Origin of the sequence: Enterococcus sp. AZ129 (assembly GCF_051714505.1) — a bacterium.
GTDB lineage: Bacteria > Bacillota > Bacilli > Lactobacillales > Enterococcaceae > Enterococcus > Enterococcus faecalis.
In genome coordinates this window covers 220001-239993 of the sequence record NZ_JBIORY010000001.1, presented here as the reverse complement: position 1 = coordinate 239993, position 19993 = coordinate 220001, and the positions used below count along the sequence as shown (strand labels likewise).

The window sequence follows — 19993 nt, the reverse complement described above, 5'->3', positions numbered from 1 at the left end:
AAAAGTTTTCCTCCTAAGAATAAATATTTTTTGATAAATAACGGTCACTACCGTCAGGAAAAATAGTTACAATTGTGCTGCCTGCTGGTAAGCGGCGCGCCTCTCTTAATGCCGCCGCAAACGCTGCGCCGCTGGAGCTTCCCACCAGCAAAGCGCTTTTCTTGGCTAATTGTTTGACCCAGAAAAAACCATCCTCGTCTGAAATGGTATAAAAGCCGTCCACAGGAATCTGTTTAAGAAAAGGCGGCACGAACTCCACGCCAATGCCTTCGATTTCATGTCCGTGTGCAGGTCCGCCATTTAAAATTGAACCTTCTGGCTCCACGCCCCATAATTGCGTCTTACTATTTTGTTCTTTGAGATATCTGCCAACACCAGCAAACGTTCCACCACTGCCTAAACCTGCGACAAAGCTAGTAATCTTCCCGCCTAGGTCTTGAACAATTTCAGGTCCTAATCCTTCGTAGTAAGCAGCAGGATTATCCGGATTTTCAAATTGTAACGGCACGTAACTATTAGGAATTTCCTTGGCTAAGTCTTGGGCACTAGTTATCGCTCCGACAATCCCTTGCTCTGTTGGCGAAGGGACAATTTTAGCACCTAACGCTTGCATCAGCTGTTGTTTTTCCTGACTAAATTTTTCTGGCACAACAAAGATTGTCTTGAGGCCCAGTTGACTGGCTGCTAATGCCAGGCCAATCCCTGTATTCCCCGCCGTCGGTTCAATAATTGTTGTGGCTTGATTTATCTTTCCCGTTTTCATTGCTTCTTTGAGAAGATGCACACCAAGCCGATCTTTGACGCTGCCACCTGGATTCAAATATTCTAGTTTCGCATAAATTTTAGTGCCTTCTGGCATAGGATATTGTTCACTTGTAAATTCAAATAATGGTGTTGCTCCGATTGTGTCTAAAATTGACTGAACAATCATAGCGAATTCCTCCTTCTAATACATGTACATAAAACAAAAAGGTGCTGATCGCATCAGCACCTTTTTTGTTTATTTCTGGTTGTCTAGATTCAGAGAGGAATCGTGTTAGGCAATTTTTCAGAAATAACGGAGGTTTTCCCCATCACAAAAGAGTATGCTGCACTATTTTGCACCATACAACAACAGCTTTCCGTTTCTAAAAAAGGGCTAGCTTGTTTTTTCGTCATGGTTGATTTCCTCCTTCGTCATGTGTTGACCAAACTATACCATTTCCCATTTTCTAGTGTCAACGATTCTAACGATTGCTATTTCCTATCACACCAATGGTTTTCTTATAGGTAAAAGAATTAATAGACCAAAAAAAACAGAAGGCTAGCCTTCTGTTTTTCTGCTACTTATTTAGCACGTTTTAAATACGTACCTTCCGCAGTATTGATTTCTAATAATTCGTCTGCTTCAACAAAATCTGGAACGTTAACAACTAATCCTGTTTCCATTGTAGCGGGTTTACCAGAACCAGTTACTGTTGCGCCTTTGATTGAAGGTTGTGTTTCAGCAACACGTAAGATTACCGTTGTTGGTAAAGTTAAACCAATGACTTCTTCACCATAAAATTGAATTTTTACTTCCATATTTTCTAGTAAATATTTTAGTTCTTCTTCAATTAAAGCAGTTGGTACTTCATATTGTTCATATGTTTCTAAATCCATGAAAATAGCCATATCATCTTGGCTGTATAAATATTGAACCGGTTTTGTATCGATGTGCGCTTTTTTCACTTTTTCATCTGGGCGCATTGTTGTATCTGTTGTTGAACCCGTACGAACATCTTTTAATTTCATACGCATAACCGTGTTACCTTTACCTGGTTTGTGGTGGCTAGCTTCCATTACTTTAATTAATTTGCCGTCTTGCTCAAAAGTCATACCGGCTTTTAAATCGCTTGCTGCAATCATTGTAATTTCTCCTTTTCTCTGGTTAATTCTTCATTATTGTAGCAAATAACCTAGGATTAATCTAGGAAATCACGTATCTTTTTTAGAAGTTTATCACTCCCCAGACATTGAATTGGGAAATAAAACGAGTTTAACTTGCCTTTTTTCTTGAATTGCGTTAGAATTACCAAGCTTTCATCAATTATTTTCACTTTTTACATAGAAAAAATCAATCATTAAAGGGGGTGATGATATGATACGTCAAACGCTATCTTTATCAAAAACACATGAGGTTGTCTGTCACTAAACATACGTTGGTGAGACAAATTGCCTTTCAGCGTATGTACTCGGTCTATTTGAAAGGAATTTAAAATCATGAACCCAACTATTCAACCTTACCAATTTAACATAATTAAAGAACAAGTCGCTGTGTTACTAAACACCTATACGTCTGTTAACGATGCTACGACTGTCAAAACTGTCCAGGCCCTATGTGTCGAAAAAATCAATGGGTTATTTCCAGAAGAACACCCTGCTGTTACGATTTTGTTGGACAAAGTGATGGATCGTCGTTTAACACGCGCACGTGCTGAAAAATATTTAGATGAATTAAAAGAAACCGTGTTGCCCTTTAAAGAACCTTCAACACCACAAGTCACGAAAGTCTTTCGCAAAGTGAAAAAGTTAAAGATTCCTGAGTGGGAAAACATGGATTTACGGAACAATACCTATGTCGGTTGGAACGACGCTGGGACTCAGAAAAAATTTATCTTAGCGTATCGAGAAAATAAATTAATCGGCGTCCACGGCACCCTTTCACCCACCATTGTTAAAGGTGTTTGCTCCATCTGTCAAACAATCACGAATGTGTCTATGTTCCTAGCTACCACCAAATCAGGCGGCGACGGAACCTACACGAAAAAAGGCAATTACATTTGCCATGATAGCGACACCTGTAACCAACAATTAACACAACCTGAATATTTGGAAGCCTTTATGGAAAATGTTAAGGCTGTGAAATAACAAAAAAACCGTCAAGAAAATTTCTTGACGGTTTTTTTGTTACATCTCTTTCAATTTCCCACGAAATTCTTCAATACTTTCATAACCTTTTGCTGCCATGATTTCTTGTAATTCTTTGGCTAGACGCTCAAAAACTTGTGGACCTTCTTGATGCAATTGTGTGCCGACTTGTACTAATGTCGCACCACATAAAAGATGCTCAAAAACATCTTTTCCACATGTAATACCGCCCGTTCCAATAATTTTGATTTCTGGTTTCAAACGTTGCGCAAACGCACGAACATTGGCTAACGCTGTTGGTTTGACATATTCGCCGCCCAGTCCACCGAAACCTCCTTTTGGTTTAATGACCACTTCTTCCTTGTCACTGTCAATATATAAACCATTACCGATGCTATTAATACTATTCACGTATACTAAAGGGAATTTATTTAAAATTTCAGCCATTGCGTCAAAATGTGCAATATCAAAAAATGGGGGTAATTTTACACCTAATGGTTTAGTAAAAAATTGGAAAACTTCTGTTAAAAGCTTTTCTGTTAATTCAAAATCATAAGCAATTTGCGGTTTACCAGGCAAATTGGGACAAGACAAATTAAATTCTGTCACTCCTGTGTATTCACTTTCTTGCACTTTTTTTAAAATAGCGATATTTTCCTCATAATTCATACCAGATACAGATAAAAAGCGTAACTCCTCAGGAAATTCCTTTTGACGTGCAATCTGATAATCTAAATAATAATCAATCCCTAAATTAGGCAAGCCCATTGAGTTAATACTTCCTAATGGTGTATCAAAATACCGAGGCTCCTCATTGCCCTGACGAGGATTAGGTGTTGCCGTCTTAGCGACAAAAGCACCTGATTGAGAAGCCGCTAACTCGTCCATTTCCTTAATTGTCATACAATGAATGCCTGATGCGTTCATTAACACATTCGCCAATTTATGTCCCGAAAACTCTACTGAAATATCCAAAAGAAAAACCCTCCTGTAAATTGTTTTACTCATAAGCTTACCACCTTCACGTAAGCTTTTTATGATTATAGCATGTTTTTTTGCGTTAGTGTTATTTATATAAATTTAAAAAGGAATAAGCCAATGTGACTTATTCCTTTTCTTAGGGAAACTAACGTATCCAAAATTGATTGATTCTTATCGTCCCACAATAAACGTCAATTCACATTCGCAGACCTTTTTATCTTCCACATAAGCAGTCGCTTTGCCGATGCCGACAAAGTCACGTAATTTGACGATTTCAAAATGTAATTTCAAGACATCACCAGGGACCACTTTTTGACGGAATTTGGCCTTGTTGATACCGCCAATATAGGCCGTTTCACCTTCAAATTGATCCATTTTTAAGATTAAAATCGAACCTACTTGTGCCAATGCTTCAATAATCAAAACGCCTGGCATTGTTGGATTTCCAGGGAAATGTCCTTGGAAAAATTCTTCGTTAATTGTCACATTTTTTGTTGCAATAATCTTTTCATTTGGAATAATTTCATCCACATAATCAATATAACAAATCGGATAGCGATTAGGAATCATTTCCATAATTTCTGTTGCAGTCATTACTTTTTTCATACTAGTTTTCCTCCCATTTCTTCAAGCAAATTACACCATTATGGCCACCAAAGCCAAACGAATTACTAATTGTATAGTCCGCTGTAATGTCACGTGCACCTTCTGTGACATAATCTAAATCACAATCTGGATCAGCTACTTGGTAGCCTACTGTCGGATGAGCTTTTCCTTCTTGCAATGTTTGCACACAAGCGATCGCTTCGATACCGCCAGCCGCGCCCAATAAATGTCCAGTCATACTCTTTGTACTTGAAATTGGAATTTGCGATGCTCGCTCACCAAAGACACGCTTGATGGCCGTTGTTTCCGCAGCGTCATTCGCTGGGGTTGACGTACCATGAGCATTGATATACCCAATTTGTTCCGGCGTAATCCCTGCTTCCGCAATCGCCATTTCCATCGCAGCCGCCGCGCCACTACCGTCTTTTAAAGGAGCGGTCATGTGGCTAGCATCACAGTTGCTGCCATAGCCAACAATTTCGCCGTAGATAGTTGCGCCACGTTTCTGTGCATGCTCGAGTTCTTCTAAAATCAGCATTCCTGCGCCTTCACCCATCACAAAACCTTTTCGTTCTTTATCAAAAGGAATCGAAGCCCGAGTCGCATCTTCTGTTGTATTTAAAGCATTTAATGCTGCAAAACCGGCAATCCCAATTTCACATACTGTGGCTTCTGTCCCACCAGTTACCATCATGTCCGCTAAACCATATTTAATCGTGCGAAAAGCTTCACCAATCGCATTCGTCGCAGAAGCACAAGCAGTCACGATAGTTTGAGAAGGTCCTTTTGCACCTAAACGAATCGAAATATTTCCCGCTGCCATATTAGCAATTACCATGGGCACGAAAAATGGTGTTACGCGTTTTGCGCCTTTTTTGTCCATTACCCGTACTTGGTCTTGTAAGGTAGTCATCCCGCCAATCCCACTACCGACAATCACACCTAAACGAGTCGGGTCAATCGTTGCTTCTGTTAAACCACTCATTTCCCACGCTTCTAAAGCAGCGACCAAGCCATATTGAGAAAATAAGTCCATTCTTTTTTGCTCTTTGCGTTCTAAAACAGCACTTGGGTCAAACTCTTTTACTTCACCAGCCAAAGCCACCCCAGTATCTTCAGAATCAAATTTAGTAATTTTGCCAATTCCTAGCTTGCCATCCACTAGATTATGCCAAAATTCTTTTACCGTATTGCCTAATGGTGTTACGGCACCCATGCCGGTTATGACCACTCTTTTCATACTGTACCTCCGAGTTTATTTTGATTATCAAACTATTATTTCATACGGTTTCCAGCACTTTTTCTTAAAAAATAAGAAAAATAGTTTGACTTTCAAAGTATTTTGGTTAATAATTCAGACATCAGGAAAAATGTCTGTTTTTTTCAAGATTAGAAAATTGAGAAGATTTTGTTATCATTCTCACACAGATAATACCAGTTGAAATTTTATTCGTCAACTCAATAAATGTAACTTTTACATTTTGATGAAGAAAAGCCTATTCTATCAACAAAAATTTTTTATTAAAGGAGATTTTATATGTTTTTACAAAATAAGAATGTCGTCGTAATGGGTGTTGCCAACAAAAAAAGTATTGCTTGGGGCTGTGCAAAAGCATTAAAAGATCAAGGGGCCAATGTTATTTATACGTATCAAAACGAACGCATGAAAAAGCAAGTGGTTAAATTAGCAGATGAAAATGATTTGTTGGTGGAGTGCGATGTTGCTTCTGATGCGTCCATTCAAGCAGCCTTTGAAACAATTAAAAATGAAGTGGGCACGATCGATGGACTAGTCCATGCGATTGCTTTTGCCAAAAAAGAAGAATTGTCTGGAAACGTTAGTGACATCACTCGTGATGGTTTCCTATTAGCACAAGATATTAGTAGCTACTCTCTTTTAGCAGTCACTCATTATGCGAAACCTTTGTTAAATCCTGGTTCAGGAATTGTCACATTGACGTATTTAGGTTCCGAACGTGCGATTCCTAACTACAATATGATGGGGATTGCTAAAGCATCTTTAGAAACTGCCGTGAAATATTTAGCTTTTGAATTAGCTGCAGATAAAATTCGTGTCAACGGAATCTCCGCAGGAGCGATTAAAACATTGGCTGTGACTGGTGTAAAAGACTACGATCAATTGATTAGTATTTCTAATGAGCGGACACCAGATAAAACAGGTGTAACCATTGAAGAAGTCGGAAACACTTGTGCCTTTTTAGTCAGTGAACTAGCTAGTGGTGTGGTCGGTGACATCATTTATGTCGATAAAGGCGTTCACTTAACTTAATCATTTTTTGTCTTTATTTTCTATTTATACATTAAAAAACAGAGATTGGACGATCTCTTTCACTCATTGATTGTCCAATTTCTGTTCTATTTTGTACTTTATTCTATAATAAAATTGACAGTTTCAATTCCAAAAACAGTTGTTAGGATTTGATTGACTTGTTCAAAAAGTTCTGGTAAATCTTCCAGTTTATTTTTAGATTGGATTTTTTCAGAACCGTTATCGTAGCTTAAATGATTGTACATTTCTTTAAAGGTTACTGCTGTGTCTTCTTTTCGATAAAGGATATATTCGTCATCTAGCATATCCATTTGCAGCTCCTGTTTAAATCCATTTCTGGCAACAACAGCAGAAACTAGATGAGCAACAGTCAAGCCATCTAACGGAATGTCCACTCCATTCATTGCTAATGTGTAGACGGTATCTTCCACTAAGCCACAGGCGTTGCAACCACCACTGGTTAAATCTACTGTACTTGTTATAATTGCCTCTTGCATCGTTTCTTCCCCCATATTGTTTTTTAAAGTTATTCTTTCATTTGTTATTTACGAACGTAATTCACATCATAATCGTCAACTTCAATATAGATATAGATTTTTTTATCAGGCATTTTACTGCGAATGTCTCGTTCAATCGCATTCACAACATCAGGTGCATCTTCTTCCATTGGTTCTACCACATCAATTTTTGCCGCTACTAAAATTTCAGTTGGGCCTAAATGAACGGTTTTTACATCAATTAGTTTTTCAACATCCGCCCGATCAAATGCGGTTTTAATTTTTGCTAAATCTGTAGCGGTCACACTTTCACCAATAATCAAACTATAAAATTCTTTCGCTAAGAAAATGGCTGCACACATTAATAGTAAACCAATCAGTAAGCCGCTGATAGCATCAAATGCAGCAATCCCAGTTACCATTGTTAAAAGGGTTCCCACCAAAGCTAAACACAAACCAATAACCGCACAAAAGTCTTCCGTAAAAATAATTAAAATTTCACTGTGACGACTTTCTCGCAAAAATTTTAAGAGCGATAACTTCTCTGTATTCAATTCTTTGATTTCTTTCATCGCTACACGCAAAGAGCTACCTTCCACAAGCAAACCAAAAATTAAAATACCAATGACAATAGCCACATTTTCTACTTCGTGAGAGGGATGCAGTAACTTCTGAATAGCCTCCATTACGCCTAACGCACCCCCACCAAAAAAGAGCATCGTTGCAACAATTGTACTAAAAAAGTATTTTGCACGGCCTTCTCCAAATTGATGTAACGCACTTTGTCCACGAGAAGCGCGCTTATTCCCAAAAAGTAATAACACCTGATTACTACAGTCCACGACACTGTGGATACTTTCATTCATCATAGCGGTACTACCACTTAAAGCAAAACCAACAAATTTACTAATCGCTACTAAAATATTCGCAATTAGTGCGGCAATAACTGCAAACATGCCACTCGATTTTTTTGTCTCCATAATTACCTCCTATATGTAACGTAAAACTAAGATAAACCACCCGTTTATTCATCCATCATTTTACCACTTCTGAGGTATTTGTAAAAAAAAGTTCTCTTAAAATTCAAAAAGAAATGTACTGACTGTTTTAGTTGGCCCTCATTTATCGGTATCCATCCCACTCTTGATAAAATTCCTCCAGATAAAGTTCCATAAATTGATGACGCTTTTCCGCCAATAAGCGACCATAATTTGTATTCATTTGTTCCTTTAACTTTAAAAGTTTCTCATAAAAATGCATAATAGCAGTATCTTCCCCATTCCGGTATTCTTCTTGGGTTAACTGTTCACGAGGTTGTTTGTGAGGATCGTGAATTAAACGGCCTTTATTTCCCGAATAAGCCATCACCCGTGCAATTCCAATCGCACCGATGGCATCTAATCGATCCGCATCCTGGACCACTTTTCCTTCTAATGTAGTGACTGTTTTCCCAGTATTTCCTCCTTTAAAGGACATATTAGCAATAATGGAAAGGATGTGATTCGTTTGCTCTGTTGATACGTTATTTGCTTCCAACCATTGTTGCACCTTTAGCAAGCCAGCCTCTTCACTTTCGTTAAATTTTTCATCGCCAATATCATGTAACAATGCTGTTAATATACATAAAAATAAATTTGCTTGTTCTTTCTCTGCAATTGTTTTTGCTAATTGTGTCACTCGATAAATATGCCACCAGTCATGGCCACTTGCTTCGTTGGCTAATTCTTGTTGAACATAACGCTCTGCTGCTTGAATAATTGTTTGTTCTTCAAAACTAAGAGATTCATTTTCAAACATCCTAACACTCCTTTATTCTGGATTTAAAATTTCCACCTGGATAATCCCGCTAGCTTTCAGAAACATATTGGTGACAATCGGACCTACAAAAGAAAATCCTCTTTTTTTTAAGTCTTTTGCTACGTTATCTGACAAAAGCTGTGTGCGTGGGACTTGGTATGCTTCTTCATAAATAGATAAAACGGGGACGTTTTTTACAAATTGCCATAGATAATTGGCAAAACTGCCAAATTCTTCTTGTACTTTTAAAATTGCTTGCGCATTTTTAATGGTTGCTTCAATTTTGCGCCGATTGCGAATCATATCTGGATCAGCTACTATTCGATCGACTTCGTCAGGCAACAGTGCGGCAACTTTTTCCGGCTTCATTTGGCAAAAATTTTTCATGAATGCTACTTTTTTCCCTGCTGCTGCTTTCCAACTTAACCCAACTTGAAAAACACCCACCGTCAACAATAAAAACAGCAAATCATCCTCTCTTGTCGGTTTTCCCCATTGTTCTGTATACCATTGATAGTTGTTCATCGCCGCCTCCTTTTAAGACTGTTCAAATGTTAATAATGCTTGTTTCATTGCTAAACCACCACGGTAACCGGTTAATTGTCCCTTGCTGCCGATGACTCGATGGCAAGGAATGACCATTAATAAAGGATTTTTCCCAATCGCTGTGCCAACTGCTCGAACCGCACGTGGACGCCCAATTTTTTCTGAAATTTCTTGATAGGTCATTGTCTCACCATAAGGGATTTCTTGCAACGCCTGCCAAACTTCTTTTTGAAAGGGCGTTCCTTCGATGTCTAGGGGGCAAGCAAACGTTGTCGAATGTTGGTTAAGATAACTTATTAATGCTTCTTTATAAGGCGCAGTTTTCTTTTCAGAAGCTTCTAATTGTGCTTGAGGGTACCAGTTTTTCAGCTCTTCTATCGATTGATTGGCTGAACCTACAAAAGCTAGTCCAGCGTCTGTCACACCAAGATAATAGTGATCGTTCTGCCATTCTTGTTGCGCATAATAAATCTTTTTTGCCATATGTCTACACTTCTTTCTCGTGTTTTTCTTATCTTCATTATAATTCTTTTGGCTTTCAAAATCTTGCGCTCCTATCACTTTTTACTTGTTTTTATTAGGGATTCTTTTACAATGAAGAAAACGGGAGGTGTGCTTACAATGAAAACAACGTATCGACTTACTCAGAAACGTTGGGAAGCCATTCAAAATAATAATACGCAATTTGATGGTGATTTTTTTTATGGTGTGACCACAACTAAAATTTTTTGTCGTCCTTCGTGCCCTTCCCGTGTGCCCAACAAGAACCACGTTTTGATCTTCAAAACGGCTCAGGAAGCTTTAACACTTGGTTTTCGTCCATGTAAAAGATGTCAACCAACCGGGCAAGTCGTTCCTAACGAGGAATGGGTTGCTCAAATTAAGCAATTTATTGATCGGCATTCAGCGGAACCTTTAAGTTTAGACTATTTAGCGCAAGCCTGCCACGGTAGTCCCTTTCATTTGCAGCGAACCTTTAAGGAACAGACAAAACAAACCCCGTCAGCTTATTTAACAAGTGTCCGAATTAGGCAAGCCCAAGAATTGCTTCTCCATTCACCCCTTACGATTCAACAAATCGCGAAAAAAGTTGGCTTCCAAACCGCAGCATATTTTGCCACCACTTTTAAAAAAGAAACAGGCGTAACCCCCTCTGTTTATCGCAGTAAAAATGAGCCGAAAAAATAACATTTCGGCTCATCGGATTATTTATTGGAGCGTGATTGTAGCCATGCTACAATCACTTGACTGATTTCTGTTTGCTGTTGCTCATTAGAAATTGTCGCTTTGTTGTCTCCTTTTTGGACACCGTAATTACCAAACCCTGCATGATTCCCACCTTCGATAGATACATACTGCGTATCTTTTGGCAAAAACTGTTTGGCTTTTTGGTAGCTAGTCCAATTTAAAACACCATCGTTTGTGGCTGTTATTGACAGAACCGGCAGATTTTGCTTGTTTAGTGCACCTTTTTCGTCAGGATAGCTAGCTAAATAAATCATGCCTTTGATTCGTTGCTCATTTTCCGCTACAAAACGGCTAGCCATCACACCACCCAGAGAATGTCCAGCCAAAACGAAGTTTTGTTGTGGATGATCCTTTATAATTTGTTCTGCAGCATTTGGTGCAAGAACCGCTAAATTCAAAGGAAAATGAACAATATAGACATCATAACCTTTCGTAGCAACTTCTTGCGCCCATTCACTATAACTAGCGGGCGCAACCAATGCACCTGGATAAAAAATCAGTGCTGTATCATTTTTTTGCCCGTTTGTGTAATAATCATAGTTTTTTTCTTGCGTGGCACTTTGACTTATTTTTAAGGCCGAATCGGTTGCTTGATACGTACTATTTTTAATAAAAATAGTCAAACCGATGACTAAGATTACTAAAAAAAGCCCAAGTCCTAGGACAATTTTTTTCCAGCGTGATTTTGTTCTATTTTTCATCTCATTTCCTCCCAATGAAAAAATTCTTCTTTCTGATTCTACCCTTAATAAAAAAAGAACACAACAATAGGAGTTGGTGAAGCAATCCTTCTGTTGCTCCACCAACTCCTAAATAGACTGTTTCTCGATGCCTTAGATTATTTTGATTCTTTTTCGCCTGCTTCTAAGTAGCTGACATCATTGACTTTATCCAAAGTATACTCGCCATTTTTGTAATGAATCGTTGTAACACTAGCATTCTTCAAACCGCCTTCTGGGACTTTAAAATCATCAAATAAAGTTGCTAACAACGCTGAAATACTCAAGCCATGAGAGACCACTAAAACATTGCCATTCCCGGGATTGGCTGATTCTGTGGCAACAATTTTATCTAAGCCTTTTTTCAAACGTTTGGTAATTGTAGCATAGTCTTCTGCAGGCCAGTTATTCTTGCTTTCCTCGCGCTGTTGATCCAGTTTAGCTACACTGTTGGCAAAAGATTCAGGGGTCATATTTTTCATAAATTCTTCTAAGGAAACACCTTGATCATCAGCAATATCCTGCCACATTGTCTTGTTTAAATCCCCTTCATAGCTACCAAAATTAAATTCACGTAAATCTGGGTCACGCACGACTTCAAGGTCTTTGCCTGCTTTATTTTGATCTAAAATAAGTTGAGCGGTTTGCAAGGCGCGGCCACTATCACTACTATATGCATTTTGAAAGGCAACATCTTTCAGGCCAATTCCAGTTGCGGTCACAACTTTTTCACCTTCTGGTGTTAAGACCGCATCTGACCATCCTTGTACGCGGTCCGTCGTATTTAACATAGTTTTTCCATGGCGCACAATGTAAAGAGTTAGTTCTTCAGGTTTTGTCTCTTTTTCTTTTGTCGTTGCTTGCTGATTTTTACCACAACCAACCATTACTAAAATGGCCAGAAAAAGCATCCCCACAATCGTCAATCGTTTTTTCATTTTTTATTTCCCCTCATTTTCTACTCAGTTGTTAAGTTTTCACCATTACTAGCGATAACTTGTTTGTACCAATTAAATGATTTTTTCTTAGTTCGTTTCAAGGTTCCCTGACCTTGGTCATCCATGTCTACATAGATAAAGCCGTAACGTTTTTTCATTTCGCCAGTCCCTGCTGAAACTAAGTCAATACAACCCCATGGCGTATAACCAATTAAGTTAACCCCGTCTTCTTCTACTGCGGTTCTCATGGCTTCAATATGTTGTTTAAAATAATCAATGCGGTAATCGTCGACAATCGAGCCATCCTCTTGCAATGTATCCACCGCACCGAACCCGTTTTCAACCACAAACAATGGCATATTGTAACGATCTGACAACTGACACAATGAAATTCTTAACCCTAAAGGATCGACAGCCCAGCCCCATTCAGATTCTTGCAAATAAGGATTTTTAACCGCAGGCATTTGGTTGCCTCCGACATATTTTACTTCTTCGGGATAAGCAGTCGAAACAGTCGACATATAATAACTAAACCCGATATAATCAACTGTTCCTTTTTGAATAATCGCTAAATCCTCTGACTCCATTTGAATTGTCATTCCTTCACGCTCAAATTCTTTGAGCTTATGCGCTGGATAATATCCCTTAGCCTGGACATCCATATAAAATTCTTGCTCTCGGTTAAATTGAACAGCTGCCATCACGTCCTCAGGTTTGCAGGACAAAGGATAACTCGGTATATAAGCCACCATCATACCAATCTGGAAATCTGGATTGATGGAATGTCCCAATTCAACTGCTTTCGCACTTGCTACAAATAGATGATGCGCTGCTTGATATTTACTTTGTTTATCATTATTGTGAATCCCAATTTGCGTCCAACTTCTTAAAAAATTAATTTCATTAAAAGTCATCCAATACTTCACTTTATCCTGATAACGTGTAAAAATGGTTTCGCAAAAGAAAACAAAGAAATCAATCACTTCACGATTTTTCCAACCATCATATTCATCGGCCAAATACATCGGAATATCAAAATGGTTAATCGTCACAACGGGCTCAATTCCATGGCGCAGCAAAGCATCAAAAACTTTATCATAAAAGGCTAAGCCTTCTTCATTAATCTCTTTTGTTCCATTTGGGCAAATCCGGCTCCAGGCGATAGACAGCCGAAAACATTTGAAACCCATTTCTGCAAATAAGGCGATATCTTCTTCGTAATGATGGTAAAAGTCCGTCGCTACATGACTAGGGTAGTATAACTCTTCATCGATATAGCCAATCGCTCCTTCGGGTAATGCTTGATCGCGCGTACACGAAGCTTTTTGGCCCTCTTTAGTTAAATACGTAATCCGTCGCGGTTCTGTTTGACTACCACCAGTAATTGCATCTAATGTACTCAGACCTTTGCCTCCTGAAAGATAGCCACCTTCATATTGGTTAGCAGCTGTTGCACCGCCCCATAAAAAATTTTCTGGAAATCCCATAAAATCCCTCTTTCCCTCTGTTTTTAGGCATCACAAAGAAACCATCAAGGGAATTGACGCTGGCAGAAGAGTCCTTGTTTTTTCTGCCAACGTCAAACGCCCTTTAATAGTTGCTGATTTTATTAATTACTTAAATCTTCACCATTTGTTGCGATTACTTTTTTGTACCAATCAAACGATTTCTTCTTGCTTCGTTTTAACGTACCATTTCCTTCGTTATCGCGATCCACATAGATAAAGCCATAGCGTTTTTTCATTTCACCTGTTCCAGCTGATACTAAATCAATACAGCCCCAAGTCGTATAGCCTAACAAGTCGACACCATCTTGTTCAACAGCATCTTTCATCGCTTGAATATGCGCTGCCAAATAATCGATACGATAATCATCGACTACATAACCATTTTCGTCTGGTGTGTCTACCGCTCCTAAGCCATTTTCAACAATGAATAGTGGTTTTTGATAACGATCATATAAATCATTCATCGTAATTCTCAAACCAAGCGGATCAATTTGCCAACCCCATTCACTAGCTTTTAAATAAGGATTTTTCACAGAGGCAAAGATGTTACCAGCTGTTTGTTCATTAATTTCTGGATCTGTTGATGTGACACGAGAAGAATAATAAGAGAACGAAATGAAGTCCACCGTATGTTCTTTTAAAAGTTCTTCGTCGCCTTCTTCCATTTCAATTTGAATACCTTTACGGGCCATTTCTTTTAAAGCATACGCAGGGTATTCCCCACGTGATTGGACATCAATAAAGAAATAATTTTCACGATCTGCTTGTCGAGCAGCGAAAACATCTTCTGGTTTACAAGTATAAGCGTAGTTGGAACCAGCCGCTAACATACAACCTACTTGGTTTTCAGGATCTACCTCATGAGCAATTTTTGTCGCAATTGCACTTGCTAGTAGTTCATGATGGGCCGCTTGGTATTTCACTTGTTCTTTGTTTTCGCCTTCTTCAAAGTATAGACCTGCTCCCATAAATGGTGCATGTAAAATCATATTAATTTCGTTAAATGTTAACCAATATTTGACTAATCCTTTATATCGGTTGAAAATTACACGGCAAAGATTTTCATAGAAACCTACTAACTTACGACTACGCCAAGCGCCATATTCTTCCACTAAGTGCATTGGGCAGTCAAAGTGTGTAATCGTTACTAGTGGCTCAATCCCATATTTATGACATTCTTTGAATAAGTCTTCATAGAACTTCAAGCCTTCTTCATTCGGCTCTGTTTCATCTCCCATTGGAAAAATTCGACTCCAAGCAATGGATAAACGGTATGTTTTAAAACCCATTTCACCAAACAAGGCGATATCTTCTTTATAGCGATGATACATATCAATCGCCTCTTGTGCAGGATAGAAATGTTCTTCATCAAAGTTAAACATTTTCTTTTCACCAGTGATTACTGGAAAACGATCTGGACCCGTTGGCGCTAAATCGACGTTTGCCAAACCGCGTCCGCCTTCGTTATAGCCACCTTCACATTGATTGGCTGCTGTTGCGCCACCCCATAAAAAGTCTTTTCTAAATGCCATAAATTCTCTTCCTCCACATCTTTTTATATTAAAGCGGTCAGCAAATCATCACTTGTTGAAACTTCATTACTGCCGACTTCCAAAATATCTAAATAATCCGCTGTATTCGTCACAACGATTGGAATTTGTGTACTAAACCCAGCTTTTTTAATTCCTTCTAAATCAAAGGTTACTAATGTTTGACCTTTTTTCACGCGGTCACCTTGTTTTACAAAAGCTTCAAAGCCTTCGCCTTCTAATTGAACTGTATCAATCCCAATATGAATCAATAATTCTGTGCCGTTATCTGAAATCAAACCTAATGCATGTTTTGTTGGGAATAGTGTGACAATCGTTCCATCAAAGGGTGCAACCACTTTACCTTCCGTTGGTTCAATCACGACCCCATTTCCTAATGCTCCATTTGCAAAAGCAGGATCCTCTGCATTTTTTAAAGATAACACTCGTCCTTTGACTGGACTTGTAATATTTTCTTTTTTAATCGTTGTTTTATCAATAATCACTTCTTCTTCCTCAACTGTATTGTCTTTCCAGAAGAAGAATGTTAGACCAAAACCAACGACCGCTGCAATGGCAATTGCAATAAAGGACTGGATCATCCCACTTGCATCATCACCATTGATAAAGTTTAGCACACCGAAAATTCCTAAACCACCCATTGTATAAGCTGTCACATTGTTGATCATCAAATATAAACCACCGACAGCGCCACCAATCATTGAATAAATAAATGGCCATTTTTTTGGTAAAGTGATTCCATAAATTGCTGGCTCTGTTACACCAAAAATACCAGAGATAATTGCTGGCGGACACAAAGCTTTTAACTTTTTATCTTTCAATTTGAAGAACATCGCTAAAACAACTGCTGTTTGCGCAAAACTAGCTGCAAATGATCCCGTTAATACTTGGCTTGAACCTTCTTGTGTCACTTGCATAATAGCTAATGGCACAACGCTCCAATGTAAACCAAAAATAACTAAGACTTGCCAGAAGAAACCAAGAATCAAACCATACAAAGCTGGTGAGAAACTCATTAATGCTGTAAAGCCAGCGCTTAATAAATCTGTTAGCATGCTAACGATTGGCCCAATTACTAAGAAACCAATTGGTAAGGCAATCAACAAGACGAAAAACGGTACTAAGAACGTTTGAACAACTTCTGGAATAATACGTTTAAACACTTTTTGAACTTGTGCCGCAAAAGCAATAATGAAGATGATTGGTACGACACTACTTGTATAGTTCGCACCGACCCAAGGAATCCCCATAAATGTATCATAGGCAGGTAAGCCGAATAAATTATACGGCGCTGCGGCTCCCGCACCCGCTGTTGTTTCAAAGGCCGTTTGTAATGCACTTCCTTGAATCGTTGGGTAACATAAAGCTGCGCCAATCACGATCCCTACCATTGGATGCAACCGGAATTTTTTAGCTGCTGTATAACCTAAAATAACTGGCATAAAGTAGAAAATTGCATCGCCAATCCCATTTAACATGGTATAAGTCCCTGACGTAGCCGTATAGAGCTTTAAGAAAACCAATAAGGCATTTAACCCTTTGACCATCCCAGCCGCTGCTAACGCCCCTAAAAAGGGTTGGAAACAACCACTTAAAATATCTATTAAGCGATCAAATAAATTCCCACTGGAAGCTTCTTCTTCACGTTCTCCTGACAAGCCTGCAATACTAACTACTTCTTCGTAAACGGCTGGAACATGGTTCCCAATAACGACTTGGTATTGTCCACCGCTTTTCATAACAGTTACCACACCGTCCATATTTTTTAAGACATCATCATTCGCTTGACTCTCATCTTTTAATTTGAAGCGAAGACGTGTGATACAATGTGTCAAACTATTAATATTCTCTTGCCCACCGACATTTTTTACAATTTTTTCTGCTAGTTCATGATATTTTCCCATCTTTTTTTCCTCCAAAAATTTATTTTCATTTGAAGGTTTAGCCAACTGAATGTCACTATCCAAAGTGGTGCGTTTATTGTTCCGTTGTTTGTACAATTCGTGCAATGTGAATCGTTAGGTACAAGCGTTCTTCATTTGAAACTTGATAGTCATAGTTCTCATTTAAATACAAGCTGATCTTTTCCACGCAACGATAGGCGTTGAGATATTTCTTTTTAATTACCGCATACAGTTCTTCATCATCATTTTCGACAACTTCACGTTGGTGTAATAAGCGATAACAGAAAAATTTTAAATGTGTGCTAAATCGATAAAAGTAGACAGAGTCTTCATCAAAACTTACCTTAAAATAGTATTTGACGATATTTGTAATCTCTTGCATCAACTTTGTCAATTCATAAATATTACCGACTTCTTCCTCCATCTCCGCATTCACCAAGTGCAATGCGATAAAACCTGCCTCATCCGTTGACAATTCCATTCCTACGCGCTTTTGTACCATTTTTAAAGCATTTACTCCTACTTCGTACTCTTCAGGAAAAAAACGTTTAATATCCCATAATAATAAATTCTTAATTGCAATTCCTTGTTTTTTTCTTTCTAAAGCTGTGTACAAATGATCCGTCAGAGAAATATAAATGGTATCATTCAAACTCTTTTTCAACGTTGATTTTGCATAAACAATAATGTCATCCGAGAGTTTCATCATCTCTAAAGGAATATTTCCTAACAATTCTTGAAACTTAAGTGATGTTTCTTGATTGGCTAAATAAAAAACTTGATCGATACTTTCATCAGGAACCCAATCACCAATGCGTTTCTTAAAAGCAATTCCTTTGCCCATAACAATTTGCTCTCGTTTATCATCATCTAATGTAATAACCACATTATTGTTTAAAATTTTGTGAATAATCAATGCCCCACCTCCTTTGTGTTTCGTTGAAAAAAGAAAAACCCAATTTCTTCAAAAAGAACGACACACCTGTCGCTTCATGAAAAAATTAGGTTTAGCTTGTCTTTAAACAATCACTATCCATCTATTTACTTATCCCTACATCCAAAGAATAACATATTTACAACAAATGTCAACGCTTTCAACGACATTTTTTTGTAATAAAAATAAAAAAAGCATACAAACATTGTTTGTATGCTTCACTATGACCCGTACGGGACTCGAACCCGTGTTACCGCCGTGAAAGGGCGGTGTCTTAACCGCTTGACCAACGGGCCATTAAAAAGAAAAAACGGAGAAGGAGGGATTTGAACCCTCGCGCCGGTTTCCCGACCTACACCCTTAGCAGGGGCGCCTCTTCAGCCACTTGAGTACTTCCCCAAGAAATAAATGGGCCTAAATGGACTCGAACCATCGACCTCACGCTTATCAGGCGTGCGCTCTAACCAGCTGAGCTATAGGCCCCAAATAAGAAAAAAGCGGGTGACGAGAATCGAACTCGCGACAACAGCTTGGAAGGCTGTGGTTTTACCACTAAACTACACCCGCAAATTTTTCTTGGATGGCGCGGGACAGAATCGAACTGCCGACACATGGAGCTTCAATCCATTGCTCTACCAACTGAGCTACCGAGCCAAAAACGGTCTGGACGGGACTCGAACCCGCGACCTCCTGCGTGACAGGCAGGCATTCTAACCAGCTGAACTACCAAACCAATTCGTTTTTGCTTTATGCAAATGTATGCTTTAAAAAATAAAAGCAATTGCGGGGGCAGGATTTGAACCTACGACCTTCGGGTTATGAGCCCGACGAGCTACCTGACTGCTCCACCCCGCGATAATTAGACTAAGGAAATTTGATTCCTAAGAAAGGAGGATAAGGGATTCGAACCCTTGCACGGTTTTACCCGCCTGACGGTTTTCAAGACCGTTCCCTTCAGCCGGACTTGGGTAATCCTCCGTAACAAAACTATGACCCGTACGGGACTCGAACCCGTGTTACCGCCGTGAAAGGGCGGTGTCTTAACCGCTTGACCAACGGGCCATTTTATAAAATTATGGGCCTAAATGGACTCGAACCATCGACCTCACGCTTATCAGGCGTGCGCTCTAACCAGCTGAGCTATAGGCCCAAAAAGAAAAGCGGGTGACGAGAATCGAACTCGCGACAACAGCTTGGAAGGCTGTGGTTTTACCACTAAACTACACCCGCATGGCGGTCTGGACGGGACTCGAACCCGCGACCTCCTGCGTGACAGGCAGGCATTCTAACCAGCTGAACTACCAAACCATACTTTTCTTTTTATGTGCTTTTGAAATCAAAAGCAATTGCGGGGGCAGGATTTGAACCTACGACCTTCGGGTTATGAGCCCGACGAGCTACCTGACTGCTCCACCCCGCGATAATTAGACTAAGGAAATTTAATTCCTAAGAAAGGAGGATAAGGGATTCGAACCCTTGCACGGTTTTACCCGCCTGACGGTTTTCAAGACCGTTCCCTTCAGCCGGACTTGGGTAATCCTCCATGATAAAAATAAAACTATAAACAACGTCACAATGGACCTTGT

At 39.1% G+C, this 19993-nt stretch carries 20 protein-coding genes and 15 tRNA genes (1 of these 35 only partly in view); 3 read left to right on the top strand and 32 right to left on the bottom strand.

Annotation, left to right across the window (positions count from 1 at the left end; all coding sequences use genetic code 11):
• Nucleotides 1-13: 13 nt before the first annotated feature.
• The 3 genes from IGJ90_RS01270 to efp all read right to left on the bottom strand — a co-directional run bounded on the left by IGJ90_RS01270 (nucleotide 14) and on the right by efp (nucleotide 1887).
• On the bottom strand, nucleotides 14-931 hold the full coding sequence (locus tag IGJ90_RS01270) for a PLP-dependent cysteine synthase family protein (RefSeq protein ID WP_002361143.1): 918 nt from the start codon (nucleotides 929-931) through the stop codon (nucleotides 14-16).
• Nucleotides 932-1020: 89 nt separating this feature from the next.
• Nucleotides 1021-1158 (bottom strand): hypothetical protein, encoded by a 138-nt coding sequence (locus IGJ90_RS01265; RefSeq protein WP_002355203.1) that lies wholly within the window; start codon nucleotides 1156-1158, stop codon nucleotides 1021-1023.
• Nucleotides 1159-1326: 168 nt separating this feature from the next.
• Nucleotides 1327-1887: an elongation factor P gene (efp, locus tag IGJ90_RS01260; protein ID WP_002355202.1), complete on the bottom strand. Its 561-nt coding sequence runs from the start codon at nucleotides 1885-1887 to the stop codon at nucleotides 1327-1329.
• Between the two features lie 354 nt (nucleotides 1888-2241).
• Here efp and IGJ90_RS01255 point away from each other — a divergent pair, with 354 nt between their 5' ends.
• Complete coding sequence (locus tag IGJ90_RS01255; protein ID WP_002361142.1) at nucleotides 2242-2889, top strand: FusB/FusC family EF-G-binding protein; 648 nt, start codon at nucleotides 2242-2244, stop codon at nucleotides 2887-2889.
• 39 nt (nucleotides 2890-2928) lie between these two features.
• On the opposite strand, the gene IGJ90_RS01250 is transcribed toward IGJ90_RS01255, so the two are convergent.
• From IGJ90_RS01250 to fabF, 3 genes are all read right to left on the bottom strand, one after another.
• Entirely contained in the window at nucleotides 2929-3897 is a 969-nt protein-coding gene (locus IGJ90_RS01250) for a dihydroorotate oxidase (protein ID WP_438767439.1), read from the bottom strand.
• Between the two features lie 144 nt (nucleotides 3898-4041).
• Nucleotides 4042-4476, bottom strand: coding sequence for a 3-hydroxyacyl-ACP dehydratase FabZ (gene fabZ / locus IGJ90_RS01245; RefSeq protein ID WP_002355197.1), 435 nt, complete (start codon nucleotides 4474-4476; stop codon nucleotides 4042-4044).
• A gap of 1 nt (nucleotide 4477) precedes the next feature.
• Complete coding sequence (gene fabF, locus IGJ90_RS01240) at nucleotides 4478-5716, bottom strand: beta-ketoacyl-ACP synthase II (RefSeq protein WP_002373165.1); 1239 nt, start codon at nucleotides 5714-5716, stop codon at nucleotides 4478-4480.
• A 297-nt stretch (nucleotides 5717-6013) separates the two neighbouring features.
• On the opposite strand from fabF, the gene fabI reads away from it, so the two are divergent.
• Nucleotides 6014-6766 (top strand): enoyl-ACP reductase FabI, encoded by a 753-nt coding sequence (gene fabI / locus IGJ90_RS01235; protein WP_002358338.1) that lies wholly within the window; start codon nucleotides 6014-6016, stop codon nucleotides 6764-6766.
• A 98-nt stretch (nucleotides 6767-6864) separates the two neighbouring features.
• On the opposite strand, the gene IGJ90_RS01230 is transcribed toward fabI, so the two are convergent.
• From IGJ90_RS01230 to IGJ90_RS01210, 5 genes are all read right to left on the bottom strand, one after another.
• Entirely contained in the window at nucleotides 6865-7278 is a 414-nt protein-coding gene (locus IGJ90_RS01230; protein ID WP_197081597.1) for a DUF4809 family protein, read from the bottom strand.
• A 29-nt stretch (nucleotides 7279-7307) separates the two neighbouring features.
• Nucleotides 7308-8243 carry a cation diffusion facilitator family transporter gene (locus tag IGJ90_RS01225; RefSeq protein WP_002355191.1) on the bottom strand — a complete coding sequence of 312 codons (936 nt, stop codon included), beginning with the start codon at nucleotides 8241-8243 and terminating at the stop codon, nucleotides 7308-7310.
• A gap of 142 nt (nucleotides 8244-8385) precedes the next feature.
• Complete coding sequence (locus IGJ90_RS01220; RefSeq protein ID WP_192177133.1) at nucleotides 8386-9060, bottom strand: HD domain-containing protein; 675 nt, start codon at nucleotides 9058-9060, stop codon at nucleotides 8386-8388.
• 12 nt (nucleotides 9061-9072) lie between these two features.
• Complete coding sequence (locus tag IGJ90_RS01215) at nucleotides 9073-9585, bottom strand: DNA-3-methyladenine glycosylase I (RefSeq protein WP_002355189.1); 513 nt, start codon at nucleotides 9583-9585, stop codon at nucleotides 9073-9075.
• 12 nt (nucleotides 9586-9597) lie between these two features.
• Complete coding sequence (locus IGJ90_RS01210; RefSeq protein WP_438767436.1) at nucleotides 9598-10089, bottom strand: methylated-DNA--[protein]-cysteine S-methyltransferase; 492 nt, start codon at nucleotides 10087-10089, stop codon at nucleotides 9598-9600.
• Nucleotides 10090-10200: 111 nt separating this feature from the next.
• Between IGJ90_RS01210 and IGJ90_RS01205 the strand changes: the two genes are divergently transcribed.
• A complete protein-coding gene (locus IGJ90_RS01205; protein WP_016627741.1) occupies nucleotides 10201-10794 on the top strand; it encodes a bifunctional transcriptional activator/DNA repair enzyme AdaA in 594 nt (197 codons plus the stop codon).
• A 17-nt stretch (nucleotides 10795-10811) separates the two neighbouring features.
• Here the strand turns inward: IGJ90_RS01205 and IGJ90_RS01200 are convergent, their stop codons facing one another.
• The 21 genes from IGJ90_RS01200 to IGJ90_RS01100 all read right to left on the bottom strand — a co-directional run.
• The gene (locus IGJ90_RS01200) at nucleotides 10812-11555 is read right to left on the bottom strand and encodes an alpha/beta hydrolase (RefSeq protein ID WP_438767434.1); all 744 of its coding nucleotides are present in this window, start codon (nucleotides 11553-11555) and stop codon (nucleotides 10812-10814) included.
• Nucleotides 11556-11692: 137 nt separating this feature from the next.
• Nucleotides 11693-12511, bottom strand: a complete 819-nt coding sequence (locus tag IGJ90_RS01195; RefSeq protein ID WP_002358330.1) for a histidine phosphatase family protein — start codon at nucleotides 12509-12511, stop codon at nucleotides 11693-11695.
• A gap of 20 nt (nucleotides 12512-12531) precedes the next feature.
• Nucleotides 12532-13998, bottom strand: a complete 1467-nt coding sequence (locus IGJ90_RS01190; RefSeq protein ID WP_002366048.1) for a glycoside hydrolase family 1 protein — start codon at nucleotides 13996-13998, stop codon at nucleotides 12532-12534.
• Between the two features lie 122 nt (nucleotides 13999-14120).
• Nucleotides 14121-15551 carry a 6-phospho-beta-glucosidase gene (locus IGJ90_RS01185; RefSeq protein WP_002355183.1) on the bottom strand — a complete coding sequence of 477 codons (1431 nt, stop codon included), beginning with the start codon at nucleotides 15549-15551 and terminating at the stop codon, nucleotides 14121-14123.
• Nucleotides 15552-15574: 23 nt separating this feature from the next.
• Entirely contained in the window at nucleotides 15575-17473 is a 1899-nt protein-coding gene (locus tag IGJ90_RS01180) for a beta-glucoside-specific PTS transporter subunit IIABC (protein WP_002361131.1), read from the bottom strand.
• A 73-nt stretch (nucleotides 17474-17546) separates the two neighbouring features.
• Complete coding sequence (licT, locus tag IGJ90_RS01175) at nucleotides 17547-18389, bottom strand: BglG family transcription antiterminator LicT (RefSeq protein WP_002355181.1); 843 nt, start codon at nucleotides 18387-18389, stop codon at nucleotides 17547-17549.
• 242 nt (nucleotides 18390-18631) lie between these two features.
• Nucleotides 18632-18703: transfer RNA gene (locus IGJ90_RS01170), tRNA-Glu, on the bottom strand.
• Between the two features lie 15 nt (nucleotides 18704-18718).
• Nucleotides 18719-18806 (bottom strand) — tRNA-Ser (locus IGJ90_RS01165).
• Between the two features lie 10 nt (nucleotides 18807-18816).
• Nucleotides 18817-18890, bottom strand: a tRNA-Ile gene (locus IGJ90_RS01160).
• A gap of 13 nt (nucleotides 18891-18903) precedes the next feature.
• Nucleotides 18904-18974, bottom strand: a tRNA-Gly gene (locus IGJ90_RS01155).
• Between the two features lie 14 nt (nucleotides 18975-18988).
• Nucleotides 18989-19061, bottom strand: a tRNA-Phe gene (locus IGJ90_RS01150).
• Nucleotides 19062-19066: 5 nt separating this feature from the next.
• A tRNA-Asp gene (locus IGJ90_RS01145) sits at nucleotides 19067-19140 on the bottom strand.
• A 48-nt stretch (nucleotides 19141-19188) separates the two neighbouring features.
• Nucleotides 19189-19262: transfer RNA gene (locus IGJ90_RS01140), tRNA-Met, on the bottom strand.
• A gap of 33 nt (nucleotides 19263-19295) precedes the next feature.
• A tRNA-Ser gene (locus IGJ90_RS01135) sits at nucleotides 19296-19385 on the bottom strand.
• A gap of 12 nt (nucleotides 19386-19397) precedes the next feature.
• Nucleotides 19398-19469: transfer RNA gene (locus IGJ90_RS01130), tRNA-Glu, on the bottom strand.
• A gap of 14 nt (nucleotides 19470-19483) precedes the next feature.
• Nucleotides 19484-19557: transfer RNA gene (locus tag IGJ90_RS01125), tRNA-Ile, on the bottom strand.
• 9 nt (nucleotides 19558-19566) lie between these two features.
• Nucleotides 19567-19637: transfer RNA gene (locus tag IGJ90_RS01120), tRNA-Gly, on the bottom strand.
• Between the two features lies 1 nt (nucleotide 19638).
• Nucleotides 19639-19715: transfer RNA gene (locus IGJ90_RS01115), tRNA-Asp, on the bottom strand.
• A 38-nt stretch (nucleotides 19716-19753) separates the two neighbouring features.
• Nucleotides 19754-19827 (bottom strand) — tRNA-Met (locus IGJ90_RS01110).
• A gap of 33 nt (nucleotides 19828-19860) precedes the next feature.
• Nucleotides 19861-19950 (bottom strand) — tRNA-Ser (locus IGJ90_RS01105).
• A 33-nt stretch (nucleotides 19951-19983) separates the two neighbouring features.
• Nucleotides 19984-19993: transfer RNA gene (locus tag IGJ90_RS01100), tRNA-Ile, on the bottom strand (it continues 64 nt past the right edge of the window).

Bases quoted from the DNA above. Each gene is read 5' to 3' on its own strand.
- IGJ90_RS01270 (WP_002361143.1), bottom strand. From the start codon at position 931: ATGATTGTTCAGTCAATTTTAGACACAATCGGAGCAACACCATTATTT.
- IGJ90_RS01265 (WP_002355203.1), bottom strand. From the start codon at position 1,158: ATGACGAAAAAACAAGCTAGCCCTTTTTTAGAAACGGAAAGCTGTTGT.
- efp (WP_002355202.1), bottom strand. From the start codon at position 1,887: ATGATTGCAGCAAGCGATTTAAAAGCCGGTATGACTTTTGAGCAAGAC.
- IGJ90_RS01255 (WP_002361142.1), top strand. From the start codon at position 2,242: ATGAACCCAACTATTCAACCTTACCAATTTAACATAATTAAAGAACAA.
- IGJ90_RS01250 (WP_438767439.1), bottom strand. From the start codon at position 3,897: ATGAGTAAAACAATTTACAGGAGGGTTTTTCTTTTGGATATTTCAGTA.
- fabZ (WP_002355197.1), bottom strand. From the start codon at position 4,476: ATGAAAAAAGTAATGACTGCAACAGAAATTATGGAAATGATTCCTAAT.
- fabF (WP_002373165.1), bottom strand. From the start codon at position 5,716: ATGAAAAGAGTGGTCATAACCGGCATGGGTGCCGTAACACCATTAGGC.
- fabI (WP_002358338.1), top strand. From the start codon at position 6,014: ATGTTTTTACAAAATAAGAATGTCGTCGTAATGGGTGTTGCCAACAAA.
- IGJ90_RS01230 (WP_197081597.1), bottom strand. From the start codon at position 7,278: ATGGGGGAAGAAACGATGCAAGAGGCAATTATAACAAGTACAGTAGAT.
- IGJ90_RS01225 (WP_002355191.1), bottom strand. From the start codon at position 8,243: ATGGAGACAAAAAAATCGAGTGGCATGTTTGCAGTTATTGCCGCACTA.
- IGJ90_RS01220 (WP_192177133.1), bottom strand. From the start codon at position 9,060: ATGTTTGAAAATGAATCTCTTAGTTTTGAAGAACAAACAATTATTCAA.
- IGJ90_RS01215 (WP_002355189.1), bottom strand. From the start codon at position 9,585: ATGAACAACTATCAATGGTATACAGAACAATGGGGAAAACCGACAAGA.
- IGJ90_RS01210 (WP_438767436.1), bottom strand. From the start codon at position 10,089: ATGGCAAAAAAGATTTATTATGCGCAACAAGAATGGCAGAACGATCAC.
- IGJ90_RS01205 (WP_016627741.1), top strand. From the start codon at position 10,201: ATGAAGAAAACGGGAGGTGTGCTTACAATGAAAACAACGTATCGACTT.
- IGJ90_RS01200 (WP_438767434.1), bottom strand. From the start codon at position 11,555: ATGAAAAATAGAACAAAATCACGCTGGAAAAAAATTGTCCTAGGACTT.
- IGJ90_RS01195 (WP_002358330.1), bottom strand. From the start codon at position 12,511: ATGAAAAAACGATTGACGATTGTGGGGATGCTTTTTCTGGCCATTTTA.
- IGJ90_RS01190 (WP_002366048.1), bottom strand. From the start codon at position 13,998: ATGGGATTTCCAGAAAATTTTTTATGGGGCGGTGCAACAGCTGCTAAC.
- IGJ90_RS01185 (WP_002355183.1), bottom strand. From the start codon at position 15,551: ATGGCATTTAGAAAAGACTTTTTATGGGGTGGCGCAACAGCAGCCAAT.
- IGJ90_RS01180 (WP_002361131.1), bottom strand. From the start codon at position 17,473: ATGGGAAAATATCATGAACTAGCAGAAAAAATTGTAAAAAATGTCGGT.